Below are 15249 nucleotides of genomic sequence, written 5' to 3' on the forward strand. Positions count from 1 at the left end.
ATCTCATCACGTCAATTGTCCGAGTTCTTCGACAATCCCATCCACTTCAGAGATCGACAGCGATGAGCGGTTCATCACGTAGTCGTAAATCTCTTTGACGGCCGAGGCGTCGGCACGGTTATATTCTTCCGCTTTGATAGCGCCGCGGTTGATGATGTTCATTTTGTCGAGAATTTCCTCAATCATTTGTTCGTTAGTCATCGGTCGTACCCCTTTCTACAGTTCTTTTTAGAATAGCATGATTCTAGCATTTTGACGAACTGGCAACTGTGGTAAAATAAACAAATGAATGCTTACTGAGGATAGGATGGTCACGATGCACTTAAAACGAATCGAACTCGCTGGCTTTAAATCGTTTGCCAAGCGGATTGAACTGGATTTTCGTCCCGGCGTCACAGCCGTGGTTGGGCCGAACGGAAGCGGGAAATCAAATATATCGGACGCTGTTCGCTGGGTACTCGGTGAGCAGTCGGCCAAATCGCTCCGCGGAGCGAAAATGGAAGACGTCATCTTTGCCGGCAGTGAAGGTGAGAACCATCGCAACGTCGCCGAAGTGACGCTCGTCCTAGACAACACGGACGCCCATTTGCGGTTGCCGTATGAAGAAGTCAGTGTGACGCGCCGTGTCACGCGGAGCGGCGACAGCGACTACTTCATGAACAAGAAGCCGTGCCGGCTTAAAGATGTGATCGACCTGTTCATGGATACGGGCCTATCACGCGATGCGTTCGCCATCATCGGGCAAGGACGGGTCGAGCAAGTCATCTCCGGAAAACCGGAAGATCGTCGGGCTGTCATCGAAGAAGCGGCCGGGGTGTTGAAGTACCGGCAGCGTAAAAAACAAGCCGAACGGAAGCTCCAAGACACCGAGTTGAACTTGTCTCGGGTCGATGACATCTTGTATGAACTCGCCGATCGGGTCGAGCCGCTCCGAGAGCAGGCCGCGCTCGCACGCGAGTATCAAGTCGCCAAAGCGCGCCACGATGAGCTCGAGACGGGTATTCTCGGCGCCGAGATCACAGAACTTGGTACGGGCATCGCTCGTGTGTCTGAGCAACTGCGGACGGCCGAGACGAATCTCGCCGAGCAAGATGGCGCGTTGACCGCGATTTCAGAAGAGCGGACGACGCTTGAGGCGACGCTCGCCAAAGATCGAGAATCGCTCGACACGCTCCATCAAGAAGAACGGTCTCGAGCGACCGAGCTGGAACGGTTGACAGGTGAGATCAAGCTCGCGAAAGCCCGTGAAGAGCACGGGGCGGAGACGAAAGAACGCCTCGAGCGCCAACGGGTCGAATTGGCCGAAGAGACCGAACAGTTGACGCAGAAGTTGAACGTGGCAAACGCGGATATGGCGTCAAAAGCTGAGGCGTTACATACCGTGGAAGCGGCACGCGCCGAACTTGACGCGCAATTGACGGCGGCGACGCGTGACTTTAACGCAGAAATCGAACAGCTTCAAGGAGAGGCGTTCGAGTTGGCGACGACACGGGCCACGCTGAGCAACCAACAGAAGCGGGAACGGCGCGATATCGAACAAGCGGAAGAAGCGAAAGCTCGTCTGCTTCGCGAAAACAAGGATCGCCTTGACGTGCGGACCGAACAGACGGCATCACTCGAGGCCGAACAAGCTCGTCTCGACGAGGCTCGGGACACGTGGGAGACGCTCATGGCGGAAGAAGCTGATTTGACCGAACGGGAAGCGACGCTTCGAGACAAATTGTCGCGGGCCGAGCAGTCGTACCACGACCTTGACCGCCGGCGTCAGAAGACCGAGGACCGGATCGAGTTGCTCGAACGGATGAAACAGTCGTACGAAGGCTATTTCCATGCGGTCAAATTTGTCTTGAAAGAACGGGGACCGGGCGTGCTCGGTGCCGTCGCAGAATTGATTCGCGTTCTCCCGTCGTATGAGGCCGCCATCGAGACGGCGCTCGGTCAGACGCAACAACATATCGTCGTCGAGACGGAAGAAGTCGGACGCCGAGAGATTGAACGATTGCGGAAAGCAAGTGCCGGACGAGCCACGTTCGTACCGATGACGAGCGTGAAGGAACGTTACGTCCCGGGTGAAGTCGCACACCGTCTCGAATCAGTCGACGGATTCGTCGGCATCGCCGCCGACCTCGTCGAGACGGACCCGGCCTACGAGAAGTTGAAACGGTCGCTCCTCGGCGCCGTGATCGTGGCCAATTCCCTCGAGGTGGCCAACCGGATCGCCAAGACGACGGGGTATCGCTATCGCATCGTCACGCTCGAAGGGGATATCGTCAACGTTGGCGGTTCGATGACCGGGGGTAGTCGGAAGCAAGGTGTCGCCTTGTTCACCCAGTCCCGTGAACTCGATGATTTAAAGCAAGGATTGACGCAAGGGTTGGCCATGCTTCACGAGCAACAGTTGCGGGTGTCGACGTACACCGATGAGATGTCCCGACTGCGTGCGTCGCTCCAGACGCTCAGGCTCAAGAAGCGCGAGGCCGAAGAGACGCTCCGTTCGACGGAACAGGCGTTTAGAAACTTGGAACGGGTGTCGCAAGACGCCAAAGCGCAACTCGAACTGTTCGACCATGAGATGGAGCGTTACGCCCAAACAATCACATCCGCCACGAATGAGTTGACAAGGCTCGCCGAAGAACTTGAGGCGACGGATGCATTGCAAGCCTCGATTCGGACCGAACTCGAGGCGCTCCGCGGCGAGCAAGCCAAAGGCGCCGAGACGACGGGGCAACTTCAGGCAGCCATTCGTCAAAATGAACTCGATCGTCAACGCAATATGCTCGACCTCGACCGCGTCCGCGCAGAAGTCGAGCGGCTCGAGACCGAGGTCGCTAAACAGACGTCCCGTCTCGGTCAGATCGAGCGTGAGCTCGAACATGTGGCAAGCGGCCGGGTCGTCTCGTCTGCCGAGCTCGAGCTCGAGCACGTCGAGGCGGTCAAACAGATGGACGGATTGAAAGAGCGGATGGCGTTGCATACGAAACAGCTTCACGCCGAAGAAGAGTCGTATCGCATCCTCAGACAGCGTGAACAACAGGCGTCGGACGTGCGTCGTCGGGTCGAGGCGGATGTCCGCAAGCTCGAGACCGAGGCGAACGAGCTCGAGTTGAAGCGGAAGTGGAAACTCGACGCACTCGAGGAACGAGGGCTCGTCCTCGATTTGCTTCCGACCCTCACGATTCCGCTCGATGAGGCGAAAGAAGAGTTCAAACTGCTCGTTCGTCAAATCGAAGAAATCGGGCCGGTCAACTTGAACGCGATCGAGGAGTTCGACCTCGTCAATGAACGCTTCATGTTCTTGTCCGAGCAACGGGACGACCTCGTCAGCGCCAAAGAGGATTTATACGACATCATCACCGAGATGGACCGTGAAGTGACGCGCTTGTTCAAAGAGACGTACACGCTCGTTCGTGGTCACTTTAAACAGACGTTCAACGAGCTGTTTGGCGGGGGGGAGGCCGATTTGAAACTCGTCGACGAGTCCGACCTGCTCAACACGGGCATCGAGATCGTCGCCAAACCGCCCGGGAAGAAGTTGCAGACGCTCAGTCTGTTATCCGGCGGAGAGCGGGCCTTGACGGCGATCGCGCTTCTGTTCGCCATCCTGAAAACGAGACCCGTCCCGTTCTGTGTGCTCGATGAAGTCGAGGCGGCTCTCGACGAGGCGAACGTCCATCGGTTCGGGGAATATATCCGGACGCTCTCAATCGATACACAATTCGTCATCATCACCCACCGTAAAGGGACGATGGAGGCGGCGGACACGCTCTACGGCGTGACGATGCAACAAAACGGTGTCTCCGAGGTGCTTTCGGTCGAACTATCCGAAGCGAAGCGCGTCGTCGAGACGGAACAAGAGATGGAGGAATTAAGTTGAGTTTTTTTAAGAAGTTAAAAGATAAATTGACGACCTCGACACAAGAGGTGTCGCAAAAGTTTACCGACGGATTGACGAAGACACGAGACGGATTTGCCAGTGCCGTCAACGACCTCGTCTATCGGTTCCGCGAAGTCGATGAGGATTTCTTCGATGAACTCGAGGATTTGCTCATCCAGGCGGATGTCGGCGTGACGACGACGATGGACCTCGTCGAAGATTTGAAAGAGGAGGTGAAACGTCGCAATTTGAAAGACCCGGTCGCTGTCCGTGACGCCCTCGTCGAAGTCGTGGCGAACCGTCTCCAAGAAGACGAGGCGGATCGTGAGTTGAACATGCAGGACGGATTGACGGTCATCTTGTTCGTCGGCGTCAATGGTGTCGGCAAAACGACGACGATCGGCAAACTCGCCCATCAATTGAAGTCGGAAGGACGTTCGGTCATGCTCGCGGCAGGCGACACGTTCCGGGCCGGTGCCATCGATCAGCTCCAAGTCTGGGGTGAACGGGTCGGAGTCCCGGTCATCCGTCAAGCCGAAGGGTCGGACCCGGCTGCGGTCGTGTTCGACGCTGTGCAGGCAGCGAAATCACGCGGCGTCGACGTATTGATCTGTGACACGGCCGGACGTTTGCAAAACAAGGTCAACTTGATGAAAGAGCTCGAGAAAGTGAAGCGCGTCATCGAACGTGAAGTACCGAACGGGCCGCACGAGGTATTGCTCGCGTTAGATGCCACAACGGGACAAAACGCGATGGTTCAAGCGAAAGCGTTCAAAGAAGCGACGAACGTGAGCGGGATCGTCCTCACGAAGCTCGACGGGACGGCTAAAGGAGGGATCGTGCTTGCGATTCGAAACGAGCTCGATATCCCGGTCAAATATGTCGGCCTCGGTGAGAAAGTTGATGATTTACAGGCGTTCGACCCGGAACAGTTCGTGTACGGATTATTCGGGGACATCTTCGAAGAAAAACAACAGACAAACGATGACCTCGCCTAACTTTCACTGTTAAGAAAAAAACTTGACAAGAGGTGGGGACGGCTGTACTATTGGTAGTTGTAAAGGGATTTCACTTAACATGTGGAGGTGGAGGTCATGTCGCTCGAAAAGACGAATCGAATGAACTATCTGTTCGATTTTTATCAAGCGCTTCTCACACCGAAACAGCGCAACTACATGTCTCTTTATTACCTAGATGACTACTCGCTCGGAGAGATTGCGGAAGAGTTTGAAGTCAGCCGTCAAGCGGTCTACGATAACATAAAGCGTACCGAAGCGATGCTTGAGCAGTATGAGGAGAAGTTGGCCTTGTTCGAGAAATTCGAACAGCGGCAACAACTGCTTCAAACGCTCAAACGTCAAGTCGAGCACTCGCCCGATTTGACGGAAACGATTTCGGCGCTTGAGAATTTAGAGTAGGGGGCTGAAGCATGGCATTTGAAGGATTATCCGAACGGTTGCAATCGACACTGGCGAAAATGCGGGGGAAAGGTAAAATTTCCGAAGCAGATGTCAAAGAGATGATGAGAGAAGTTCGTCTCGCTCTCCTTGAAGCCGATGTCAACTTCAAAGTGGTCAAACAGTTCGTCAACGACGTGAAAGAGCGGGCCATCGGCCAAGACGTCATGAAATCGTTGACACCTGGCCAACAAGTTGTCAAAATCGTTCATGAAGAGCTAACGAACTTGATGGGAAGCGACGTCGTCCCAATCACATTTAACCCAAAACCACCGACAGTCGTCATGATGGTCGGGTTACAAGGTGCGGGGAAAACGACGACGACCGGTAAGCTCGCGAATTTGATTCGCAAAAAGCATAACCGGAGTCCACTTCTCGTCGCGGCAGATATTTATCGGCCTGCGGCCATCAAACAGCTCGAGACACTCGGCAAGCAGCTCGATTTACCGGTGTTCTCACTTGGCGACCAAGTGAAGCCGGAAGAAATCGTCACAAAAGCGCTCGAGTACGCCAAAACCAATCATCACGATTTCGTGTTGATCGATACGGCCGGTCGACTTCATATTGACGAGACGCTCATGGGCGAGCTCGAAAACGTGAAGACGATTGCCAAACCAAATGAAATCTTCCTCGTCGTCGATGCGATGACGGGTCAAGATGCGGTCAACGTGGCCGATAGCTTCAATGAGAAACTCGGAATCACCGGCGTCGTGCTCACGAAGCTCGACGGTGACACACGTGGTGGGGCAGCCCTTTCAATCAAGGCAGTCACGGGAGCGCCGATTAAGTTCGTCGGTCTCGGTGAAAAGTTGGATGCCCTCGAACCTTTCCACCCGGAACGCATGGCGTCACGGATTCTTGGAATGGGTGACGTGCTCACGCTCATTGAAAAAGCCGAGTCACAGATGGACCAAGATGCCGCGAAAGAGCTTGAAAGCAAAATTCGCGACGCATCGTTCACGTTCGATGATTTTATCGAGCAATTGGGTCAAGTGAAAAACATGGGCCCGATTGATGAATTGCTCTCGATGTTACCTGGTGCAGGTAAGATGAAAGGGTTGAAGAACGTCCAAATCGACGAGAAGCAACTCGATCATGTCGAGGCGATCATTCGCTCGATGACGAAGCATGAGCGCTCCAATCCTGAAGTGCTCAACGCGAGTCGTCGCAAGCGGATCGCAAAAGGGAGCGGTCGCTCCATCCAGGAAGTGAACCGTCTCATCAAACAGTTCGATGACATGAAGAAGCTCATGAAGCAGATGTCAGGACAAATGAAAGGGAAGAAAAAAGGTCTCGGCCTTCCATTCTTCTAAGAAAACTTTTGTCAGTCGGACAAAAAAGCAGTATACTATTAAAGTTGTCAATTCTTAAACACATGATGGAGGTATATTACCATGGCAGTTAAAATTCGTCTCAAGCGCATGGGCGCAAACAAATCACCTTTCTACCGGATCGTTGTAGCTGATTCACGTTCACCACGTGATGGCCGCTTCATCGAGCAACTCGGTCACTACAACCCGGTTGCAAAACCAGAAGCAGAAGTTCGCATCAACGAAGAACTCGCTCTCAAATGGTTGGCAGACGGCGCGAAGCCATCTGACACAGTACGTAACTTGTTCTCTAAAGCAGGGATCATGGAGAAATTCCACAACGCGAAAAACGCGAAGTAAGGATGTGGCCGACCTTTTATGAGGTCGGCCCATTTTTGTGAGGAGGCATAACAATGGAATGGTTATACGTAGGTAAGATCGCCAACACCCATGGCTTAAAAGGAGAATTGAAGTTGCTCGCCGCGACCGATTTTCCGGCGGAGCGCTTCAAGAAAGGCGAGACGCTCTATTTAGACATCGACGGCAAGAAAGTGCCGTTCGAAGTGACGACGTATCGTCCACACAAGCAGTTCCATCTCGTCACGTTCAAAGGGCTCGAGAACATCAATCTCGTCGAGAAATATAAAGGGATGAAGCTGTATGTCCACGTCGAGCACGTCCACGAGTTGCCGGAACATGAGTTTTATTACCATGAGATTATCGGCTGTGAAGCTGTCGTCGATGGTGAGGTCATCGGAGTCGTCGATGACATCTTCGAGACCGGCGCGAACGACGTCTGGGTCATCAAACGTCCTGGCAAGTCGGATGCGCTCATCCCGTACATCGAATCGGTCGTGAGCGACATCGATGTCGAGGCGAAACGTGTCGTCATCACCCCGATTCCGGGAATGATCGACGATGAAGATTGATGTCTTAACCTTATTCCCTGAGATGTTCGCCCCGCTCGATCATTCGATCGTCGGACGGGCGCGCACGCTCGGTCACGTCGAGATGGCGTTCACGAACTTCCGTGACTTCTCGACGAACAAGCACCACAAAGTCGACGATTATCCGTACGGGGGCGGGGCGGGCATGCTACTCACCCCGCAACCGATTTTTGACGCCTTTGAGGCGATCGCGAAGACGCGACCCCGTGTCATCGTCACGACACCGACCGGACGCCGTTTTGATCAACGAATGGCAGAAGAGTGGGCGTCCGAGGAACACCTTATCTTTTTGTGCGGTCATTATGAAGGGTTCGACCAACGGATCCATGACGAGCTTGCGACGGACGAAGTGTCAATCGGCGATTTCGTCATGACCGGCGGTGAGCTCGCGGCGATGGTCATGATCGATGCCACGGTGCGCCTCATCCCGGAAGTGCTCGGTGACCAGGCGAGCCACGAGGACGACTCGTTTTCGACGGGACTCCTCGAATATCCGCACTATACGCGTCCAGCCGACTTCCGGGGTCTCAAGGTACCGGACGTCCTCTTGTCGGGCAATCATGCCAACATCGAGACGTGGCGTCGTGAACGGTCACTTGAACGCACGTATCGACGGCGGCCGGAACTGCTCGAGCAAATCGACCTGTCGAAGGCGGATAAAAAATTTATTGAATCGTTGCGCGATTGACCAAATTATGCTATGTTTGAGCATGTGGGTTAACCCCCACCGATTACCGATGTTCCGCTGTTGGATGCTTGGGCAGATGAAGATATGAACATTGAAGAAAAAGGAGAACAATTCATGAACACACAAAAACTGTTCCGTGAAATCACAGAAGAACAATTCAAATCGGACGTACCTGCTTTCCGTCCTGGTGACACAGTACGTGTCCACGTTAAAGTCGTAGAGGGAACGCGTGAGCGTATCCAGATCTTCGAAGGCGTTGTCATTAAGCGTAAAGGTGGCGGCATCAGCGAAACATTCACAGTCCGTAAGATTTCTTACGGCGTAGGTGTTGAGCGTGCATTCCCGCTTCACTCACCGCGTGTCGCGCAAATCGAAGTCGTTCGTTACGGTAAAGTCCGTCGTGCGAAACTCTACTACCTCCGCAACCTTCGCGGTAAAGCAGCACGTATTAAAGAAATCCGTCGTTAAGATGGGGATTAAGCTTGTCGCTTGCGACAAGCTTCTTTTTTTCTAGTACAATAAGTTCAAACGGACAGAGGAGTGAGGCAAGTTGAAAGAAGTGTTCAGTTGGCTTAAGGCGATCGTCGTGGCGCTCGTCATCGCGTTCGTGATCCGGACGTTCATCTTTGTACCTGTCATCGTCGAGGGAGAGTCAATGATGCCGACGCTCCAAAATGCCGATCGCATGATCGTTAGCAAAATTTCGAACTACGTCGGTGAGCTCGATCGGGGCGATATTATCGTCTTCCACGCGACGGAATCAAAAGACTATATTAAACGCGTCATCGCCATTCCTGGCGACACGCTCGAATATCGGGACGATACGCTTTACTTGAACGGCGAAGCGGTCGAAGAACCGTATTTAGAGGATTTCCAGGCCCAGATGAACGGCTTTCCTCTTACCGAAAACTTCACGCTCGAACAAGTGACGGGCGAAACGGTCGTCCCGGAAGGTTCGTACTTCGTGATGGGTGACAATCGACAAAACTCGAAAGACAGCCGTGAAATCGGCTTTGTCCCGAAAGAGGACGTCGTCGGCAAAACGAACTTCGTGTTCTGGCCGCTCGGCGATTTCGGGACCGTACAAGAATAAGGTGGTGTTTTTTTGGCAATTCAATGGTTCCCTGGCCACATGGCCAAGGCACGAAGACAAGTAACAGAAAAGTTAAAGCTCATCGATGTCGTCATCGAACTCGTCGATGCACGCGTCCCACAATCGAGCCGTAACCCGATGGTCGATGAGATCACAGAAGGCAAACCGCGTCTCATCGTCTTGAATAAAGCCGATATGGCCGATCCCGTCGTCACCGACGCCTGGCTCCGCGCCTTGAAGCGTGACGACGTCGAGGTCGTCGCCGTCGACGCGAAACATAGCAAAGGCTTGAAGCAGCTCATGTCGGGTGCCGAGAAGCTCATGCAAGAGAAGCATGACCGCATGCGTGAGAAAGGCCGGAATCCCGGTCCGATCCGCGCCCTCATCATCGGCATCCCGAACGTCGGGAAATCGACGCTCATCAACCGCCTCGCTGGACGCAATATCGCTGTCACTGGCGACCGTCCGGGTGTCACGAAGCGTCAGCAATGGATCAAGATGAAAGGCGGCGAGATGGAATTGCTCGATACGCCGGGGATTCTATGGCCGAAGTTCGAGGACCAGATGGTCGGTTATCGCTTGGCGGCGACCGGTGCCATCAAGGACGATATTTTGAACCTTGATGATATCGCGCTCTATGCGGCCCGTGAGCTATCGGCCCGCTATCCGGAACAGGTGAAAGAGCGATTCAAAATCGATCAACTGCCGGAAGACGCCGTCGAACTGCTCGAATTGATCGGGAAGAAACGTGGACTCGTCAGCGGCGGCTACGTCGATTTCGAGAAGGCGAGCGAATTACTATTGAACGAACTACGTCATGAGAAAATCGGACGGGTCTCTCTTGAGACACCGGCCGACCATGACATGGCGTGAAGTCCTGTGCAAACAGGGCTTTTTTGAATAGGAGGAACAGCATGACGATTCAAGCGATTAAACAACGGCTACAGACGGTCCGATATGAAGAGTGGGAAGCAGTCCGGGCCGAACTGAAGGATGACCCGCGCGCAGGCGTCCAGACGTTGCTCAGGCAGCGTGAGCGCCAGTTTAAGGTCGAACGTGAGCGCCAGGACGATTATGCGGCCCGGAGCGTGTTCGAGGACGAGTTGAAGGCAAACGGTTATGTCCGCATCGGTGGCGTCGATGAGGTCGGTCGAGGACCGCTCGCCGGTCCGGTCGTCGCCGCGGCCGTCATCTTGCCGGAAGGATTTTATCATCCGGGCTTGAACGACTCGAAACTGATGTCGCCATCAGCACGTGAAGTCGCGTATCGGGCCCTCATGGACGAGGCCATGGTCGGCGTCGGGATCGTCGACGCCGACGTGATTGACCGCGTCAACATTTACGAGGCGACGAAACTCGCGATGATGGAGGCGGTCCGGCAACTCGGTGAAGTCGATGCGCTCTTGATTGACGCGATGACGCTCGAGCTCGACATCCCGCAACAATCGCTCATCAAAGGCGACGCCCGGAGCGTATCGATCGCGGCGGCGAGCGTCGTCGCCAAAGTCGTCCGTGACAACATGATGGAAGACTACGCCGTCCTCTATCCCGGCTACGGTTTCGAACAGAACGCCGGTTACGGGACGAAAGCGCACTTGGCCGGACTAGCGGAACATGGGATCACGCCAATCCACCGAAAATCGTTCGCGCCGATTAAACATATGTAGGAGGGGTCATCATGCGGATCGATCATCAAGGCGTCATGCCGTTCAAGGTCACGGAACAGAATTCGCGGCAATTGCTCATCGGCAATACGGTCGTCGGTCGGGTGCTCCAGCTGCTGCCGGGAGGCGAGGCGGTCATGCAACTGCCGCAAGGCTTGTTCCGGGTCGGGGTGAACGCTGACGTCAAAGAGAATGTTACGTACAAGATGGTCGTCACCGAGCTCGAACCAAAGCTCGTCTTGAAAGTCGTGCCGCAACAAGCAGAAGCCCTTGCGCAAGCCGCACGGTCCCCGCTCGCCCTTTTAAGTTCGGAACTCGGTCGGCTCGCCCGTCAGCCGCTCGACACGCCTGAATCGCTTCAGGCGCAAGGGCGTCAACTGCTCGAGAGCGGAGCCGGGTCGGATGTGAAGCAACTCATCGGCGAGTTGTTCAAAGCGAAAGGGGACCCGAAGTTCGAGCAGTTCGTCCGGGCTCAGGAGACGTTCAATGCCCTTCAGACGCCGCCATACGTCGCTCAAGCATTTCACATACCGCAATTAGGACCGTTTGAACAAGTCCGATTCCGCCTCGAGGCGCCGAAGGGCGAGATGATTGACGCCGACCACGCACGCATCGTCCTATTTTTGGAGACACCGAAGTTTGGAGAGACGGGTATCGATCTGCTCGTCCAAAAGCGACACGTCACGATCAAAGTGTTCAATGAACGGCACGATTTGAGCTCGTTCGTCAACGCTTATGAGCCGTCGCTCAGCAAGGCGCTTGAAGCGAGCGGCTATGAACTGTCACGCTTCTCGTTCGAAGAAAAGCGGGAATCCGTGCCAGACACGTTCGCCCCGCTCGGAAAGGTGGACCAACGCATATGACGGACCGTAAGCAAGCGATCGCCTTGTCCTACGAGCAATCGATGGATGCCCCGCGTGTCGTCGCCAAAGGGGGCGGACTCGTCGCCGAGCGCATGCTCGCGCTCGCGCAGGAGAATGGGGTCCCGATCCATGAGGACCCGGCGCTATTGTCACTATTGTCCGCTTTACAGATTGAGGAGCATATCCCGGACGACCTTTATCAGGTCATCGCCGAGCTTTTCGTGTTTCTTTATCAGATGGAACAAGGAAAAATCGAAGATGTCTAGGGGTAGATGTGAAAAAAAGATGAAAACTTAAAGCAAGAACGATAGACAGCGCTTTCAGTTTTTCGTTACAATAGACGTGCCGATATTAAAGGGGACTAAGGGGGAAACGAAATGAATATCCATGAGTATCAGGCGAAAGAATTGCTTCGTGCGTTCGGAGTGGCCGTACCTACGGGCTATCCGGCGTTTAGTGTTGAAGAAGCAGTTACAGCCGCTGCCAAGCTAGACGGTGAACTAAAAGTTGTCAAAGCCCAGATCCACGCAGGGGGCCGCGGGAAAGCCGGCGGTGTCAAACTTGCGAAGACGGATGAGGAAGTCAAACAGTATGCGTCAGAGATTCTCGGCAAGACGCTCGTCACGCACCAGACTGGACCTGAAGGAAAAGTCGTGCAACGCCTTTACATCGAAGAAGGATCTGCGATTGATCAAGAATTCTACTTAGGACTTGTGCTTGACCGTTCGATCGGCCGAATTGTCATCATGGGTTCATCAGAAGGCGGTATGGACATCGAAGAAGTCGCTGAACATACGCCAGAAAAAATTCATAAAGAAGTCGTCGACCCGGTCGTCGGACTCCGTCCGTTCCAAGCGCGCCGTCTCGCCTTCAAGATGGAAGTGCCGACCAAGCTCGTCAACAAGTTCAGTGACATGGTCATGAAACTGTACAAAGTGTATGTCGAGACGGATTGCACGATCGCAGAGATCAACCCGCTCGTCACGACGAAAGACGGAAACGTCATCGCCCTCGATGCGAAGCTCAACTTCGACAGCAACGCGCTCTATCGTCATACAGACATCGTCGATCTTCGTGACACGACGGAAGAAGACCCGCGTGAAGTCGAGGCGTCGAAACACGACCTCAGCTATATCGCGCTCGATGGAAATATCGGTTGCCTCGTCAACGGAGCCGGTCTCGCTATGGCGACGATGGATATCATCAAGCACTACGGCGCCGAACCCGCTAACTTCCTCGATGTAGGTGGCGGTGCGACGAAAGAAAAAGTAACGGAAGCGTTCAAATTGATTTTGTCAGACGACCAAGTCAAAGGCATTTTCGTCAACATCTTCGGTGGCATCATGAAATGTGACATCATCGCTGAAGGTATCGTCGCGGCGACGAAAGAAATCGGTCTCGATTTACCACTCGTCGTCCGTTTAGAAGGCACGAACGTGGATGCGGGACGACGCATTCTCGATGAATCTGGACTTGCGATCACTTCGGCGAGCTCGATGGCTGACGGTGCAGAAAAAATCGCGGCACTCGTTCGATAAGGGGGAAACGACATGAGTATTTGGGCGAATCAAGATACAAAAGTGATCATTCAAGGGATCACGGGGAAACAAGGTCTGTTCCACGGCGAACAGATGCTGGCTTATAACACAAAATTGGTCGGAGGCGTGACACCTGGAAAAGGTGGCACGACCGTACTTGACGGCGTACCAGTCTTCAACACGGTGTCAGAGGCCGTCGAAGCAACGGGCGCGAACGCATCGATCATCTACGTACCACCGGCCTTCGCAGCCGATTCAATCATGGAAGCGGCCGATAGCGGGATTGAACTGATCATCTGTATCACAGAAGGCATCCCGGTCATCGACATGATTCAAGTGAAACGTTACCTCGAGGACAAACCGGCCCGTCTCATCGGACCGAACTGCCCGGGAATCATCACGCCAGGGGAAGCAAAACTTGGCATCATGCCAGGCTATATCCATACGAAAGGCCACGTCGGGATCGTCTCGCGTTCAGGGACGCTCACGTACGAGGCGGTCCATCAGTTGACGACGGCCGGGATTGGACAATCGACAGCGGTCGGAATCGGTGGAGACCCGGTCAACGGGACGAACTTCATCGATACGCTCCAAGCGTTCAACGAAGATGAGGACACGAAAGCGGTCATCATGATCGGTGAAATCGGTGGAACGGCCGAAGAAGAAGCCGCCGAATGGGTGAAGGCGAACATGACGAAGCCAGTCATCGGCTTCATCGGCGGTCAAACCGCTCCTGAAGGGAAACGGATGGGCCATGCGGGCGCCATCATCTCAGGCGGAAAAGGAACGGCCGCCGAGAAAATCAAGACGTTGAATGCCAACGGAATCGAAGTCGCCGAGACGCCTGCCGTCATCGGAGAGACGCTCATCCGGGTGTTGAAGCAAGAAGGATTGTATGAAGCTTGCGTGACGGGTCAACCGACCACGTAAACCATTCGGAAATGAGGGATGCGCGCCATCCCTCATTTTTTTAGAGGTGATTGTGATGAATCAAACAATCGCTCGATTCGCGGCTGAACGGCTGCCTGTCGAGTTCGTCCATCATTACTTATCGCATCCGGGTTCGAGCACTCGTCCCTTCCATCCGAACGTCTGGAACAAAGCAAAACGGGCGCTTCGTTCAACGGTCACGTACGACCGTTTTTTGACGTGGGAAGACGACGCGTTCCCGCGCGCGTTGCTCGACATTCCGAACCCTCCGTATTGTTTGTTTTACCGAGGCGATTTAGAGGTACTACAACAACAAACGACTGCTTTGGTCGGAAGCCGTGAATTGAATCGCATCAGCCATCGTCTCGTCGAGCATTTCTACCCTTTAATAGAAGAAACTGTCTCGGTATCGGGCGGTGCGCTCGGCATCGATGGTCTCGTCCATGAGTTGGCACTCCAGCATAACCGTCCGACGATCGCTGTCCTCGGAGCGGGCTTTTCACACATGTATCCTCAAGCGCATGCGCCGCTGTTCGAACGAATTTCGAGACACGGGTTACTCCTCACCGAATATCCACCGGAAACACCTGTCAAAAAATTTCAATTTTTAGAACGTAATCGTCTCGTCAGCGGACTCGGCGATCAGCTCGTCGTCATTCAGGCCCGTCAGAAGAGCGGGACGATGAATACGGTCGGACATGCGCTCGAGCAAGGAAAGACGGTGTTTGCGGTACCTGGAAGCCCGCTTGATCCGCTCGCGGCAGGTCCGAATCGATTGATTGAGGACGGGGCGATTCCATTGACGACTTCCGACCAAATTCTAATGCGTTCAAGGATTGGACGTTGACAAACGAGCGACAACATGAATATTATGGTAGGGATTTA

At 54.2% G+C, this 15249-nt stretch carries 17 protein-coding genes; 16 read left to right on the top strand and 1 reads right to left on the bottom strand.

The window, feature by feature from the left end:
• Window positions 1-6 precede the first annotated feature (6 nt).
• Complete coding sequence (locus tag KNP74_RS06855) at window positions 7-201, bottom strand: DUF1128 family protein (RefSeq protein ID WP_021067093.1); 195 nt, start codon at window positions 199-201, stop codon at window positions 7-9.
• 115 nt (window positions 202-316) lie between these two features.
• Between KNP74_RS06855 and smc the strand changes: the two genes are divergently transcribed.
• The 16 genes from smc to dprA all read left to right on the top strand — a co-directional run bounded on the left by smc (window position 317) and on the right by dprA (window position 15211).
• Window positions 317-3874 (top strand): chromosome segregation protein SMC, encoded by a 3558-nt coding sequence (gene smc / locus KNP74_RS06860; protein ID WP_214763879.1) that lies wholly within the window; start codon window positions 317-319, stop codon window positions 3872-3874.
• Window positions 3871-4872 carry a signal recognition particle-docking protein FtsY gene (ftsY, locus tag KNP74_RS06865; protein WP_034777152.1) on the top strand — a complete coding sequence of 334 codons (1002 nt, stop codon included), beginning with the start codon at window positions 3871-3873 and terminating at the stop codon, window positions 4870-4872. Before smc ends, ftsY begins: the two co-directional genes overlap by 4 nt.
• Window positions 4873-4968: 96 nt before the next feature.
• Window positions 4969-5292, top strand: a complete 324-nt coding sequence (locus KNP74_RS06870) for a putative DNA-binding protein (RefSeq protein ID WP_034777154.1) — start codon at window positions 4969-4971, stop codon at window positions 5290-5292.
• A gap of 11 nt (window positions 5293-5303) precedes the next feature.
• Complete coding sequence (ffh, locus tag KNP74_RS06875; protein WP_034777156.1) at window positions 5304-6644, top strand: signal recognition particle protein; 1341 nt, start codon at window positions 5304-5306, stop codon at window positions 6642-6644.
• An 81-nt stretch (window positions 6645-6725) separates the two neighbouring features.
• Window positions 6726-7001, top strand: coding sequence for a 30S ribosomal protein S16 (gene rpsP / locus KNP74_RS06880; protein ID WP_021067098.1), 276 nt, complete (start codon window positions 6726-6728; stop codon window positions 6999-7001).
• 53 nt (window positions 7002-7054) lie between these two features.
• Window positions 7055-7570 (top strand): ribosome maturation factor RimM, encoded by a 516-nt coding sequence (gene rimM, locus KNP74_RS06885; protein ID WP_034777158.1) that lies wholly within the window; start codon window positions 7055-7057, stop codon window positions 7568-7570.
• On the top strand, window positions 7560-8276 hold the full coding sequence (gene trmD / locus KNP74_RS06890; RefSeq protein ID WP_214710596.1) for a tRNA (guanosine(37)-N1)-methyltransferase TrmD: 717 nt from the start codon (window positions 7560-7562) through the stop codon (window positions 8274-8276). The genes rimM and trmD overlap by 11 nt, the downstream gene beginning before the upstream one ends.
• 114 nt (window positions 8277-8390) lie before the next feature.
• Window positions 8391-8744 carry a 50S ribosomal protein L19 gene (gene rplS, locus KNP74_RS06895; protein ID WP_015881369.1) on the top strand — a complete coding sequence of 118 codons (354 nt, stop codon included), beginning with the start codon at window positions 8391-8393 and terminating at the stop codon, window positions 8742-8744.
• An 82-nt stretch (window positions 8745-8826) separates the two neighbouring features.
• Complete coding sequence (lepB, locus tag KNP74_RS06900) at window positions 8827-9369, top strand: signal peptidase I (RefSeq protein WP_034777162.1); 543 nt, start codon at window positions 8827-8829, stop codon at window positions 9367-9369.
• 12 nt (window positions 9370-9381) lie between these two features.
• A complete protein-coding gene (gene ylqF / locus KNP74_RS06905; RefSeq protein ID WP_138859614.1) occupies window positions 9382-10242 on the top strand; it encodes a ribosome biogenesis GTPase YlqF in 861 nt (286 codons plus the stop codon).
• Between the two features lie 41 nt (window positions 10243-10283).
• Entirely contained in the window at window positions 10284-11036 is a 753-nt protein-coding gene (locus KNP74_RS06910) for a ribonuclease HII (protein ID WP_138859613.1), read from the top strand.
• 11 nt (window positions 11037-11047) lie between these two features.
• On the top strand, window positions 11048-11896 hold the full coding sequence (locus KNP74_RS06915; RefSeq protein ID WP_214763880.1) for a hypothetical protein: 849 nt from the start codon (window positions 11048-11050) through the stop codon (window positions 11894-11896).
• Window positions 11893-12162: an EscU/YscU/HrcU family type III secretion system export apparatus switch protein gene (locus KNP74_RS06920; protein ID WP_138859611.1), complete on the top strand. Its 270-nt coding sequence runs from the start codon at window positions 11893-11895 to the stop codon at window positions 12160-12162. The genes KNP74_RS06915 and KNP74_RS06920 overlap by 4 nt, the downstream gene beginning before the upstream one ends.
• A gap of 111 nt (window positions 12163-12273) precedes the next feature.
• Window positions 12274-13434 (top strand): ADP-forming succinate--CoA ligase subunit beta, encoded by a 1161-nt coding sequence (gene sucC, locus KNP74_RS06925; RefSeq protein ID WP_034777171.1) that lies wholly within the window; start codon window positions 12274-12276, stop codon window positions 13432-13434.
• Between the two features lie 12 nt (window positions 13435-13446).
• A complete protein-coding gene (sucD, locus tag KNP74_RS06930; RefSeq protein WP_034777173.1) occupies window positions 13447-14364 on the top strand; it encodes a succinate--CoA ligase subunit alpha in 918 nt (305 codons plus the stop codon).
• Window positions 14365-14419: 55 nt separating this feature from the next.
• Window positions 14420-15211 carry a DNA-processing protein DprA gene (dprA, locus tag KNP74_RS06935; protein ID WP_214707451.1) on the top strand — a complete coding sequence of 264 codons (792 nt, stop codon included), beginning with the start codon at window positions 14420-14422 and terminating at the stop codon, window positions 15209-15211.
• The last annotated feature ends 38 nt before the right edge of the window (window positions 15212-15249 follow it).

Origin of the sequence: Exiguobacterium sp. s141 (assembly GCF_018618085.1) — a bacterium.
Classification (GTDB): Bacteria; Bacillota; Bacilli; order Exiguobacteriales; family Exiguobacteriaceae; genus Exiguobacterium; species Exiguobacterium mexicanum_A.

What these genes read in the sequence shown, in the direction of transcription:
- KNP74_RS06915 (WP_214763880.1), top strand. Translation starts at nt 11,048, where the DNA reads ATGCGGATCGATCATCAAGGCGTCATGCCGTTCAAGGTCACGGAACAG.
- rplS (WP_015881369.1), top strand. Translation starts at nt 8,391, where the DNA reads ATGAACACACAAAAACTGTTCCGTGAAATCACAGAAGAACAATTCAAA.
- sucD (WP_034777173.1), top strand. Translation starts at nt 13,447, where the DNA reads ATGAGTATTTGGGCGAATCAAGATACAAAAGTGATCATTCAAGGGATC.
- dprA (WP_214707451.1), top strand. Translation starts at nt 14,420, where the DNA reads ATGAATCAAACAATCGCTCGATTCGCGGCTGAACGGCTGCCTGTCGAG.
- KNP74_RS06855 (WP_021067093.1), bottom strand. Translation starts at nt 201, where the DNA reads ATGACTAACGAACAAATGATTGAGGAAATTCTCGACAAAATGAACATC.
- KNP74_RS06910 (WP_138859613.1), top strand. Translation starts at nt 10,284, where the DNA reads ATGACGATTCAAGCGATTAAACAACGGCTACAGACGGTCCGATATGAA.
- smc (WP_214763879.1), top strand. Translation starts at nt 317, where the DNA reads ATGCACTTAAAACGAATCGAACTCGCTGGCTTTAAATCGTTTGCCAAG.
- sucC (WP_034777171.1), top strand. Translation starts at nt 12,274, where the DNA reads ATGAATATCCATGAGTATCAGGCGAAAGAATTGCTTCGTGCGTTCGGA.
- rimM (WP_034777158.1), top strand. Translation starts at nt 7,055, where the DNA reads ATGGAATGGTTATACGTAGGTAAGATCGCCAACACCCATGGCTTAAAA.
- trmD (WP_214710596.1), top strand. Translation starts at nt 7,560, where the DNA reads ATGAAGATTGATGTCTTAACCTTATTCCCTGAGATGTTCGCCCCGCTC.
- ffh (WP_034777156.1), top strand. Translation starts at nt 5,304, where the DNA reads ATGGCATTTGAAGGATTATCCGAACGGTTGCAATCGACACTGGCGAAA.
- KNP74_RS06920 (WP_138859611.1), top strand. Translation starts at nt 11,893, where the DNA reads ATGACGGACCGTAAGCAAGCGATCGCCTTGTCCTACGAGCAATCGATG.
- rpsP (WP_021067098.1), top strand. Translation starts at nt 6,726, where the DNA reads ATGGCAGTTAAAATTCGTCTCAAGCGCATGGGCGCAAACAAATCACCT.
- KNP74_RS06870 (WP_034777154.1), top strand. Translation starts at nt 4,969, where the DNA reads ATGTCGCTCGAAAAGACGAATCGAATGAACTATCTGTTCGATTTTTAT.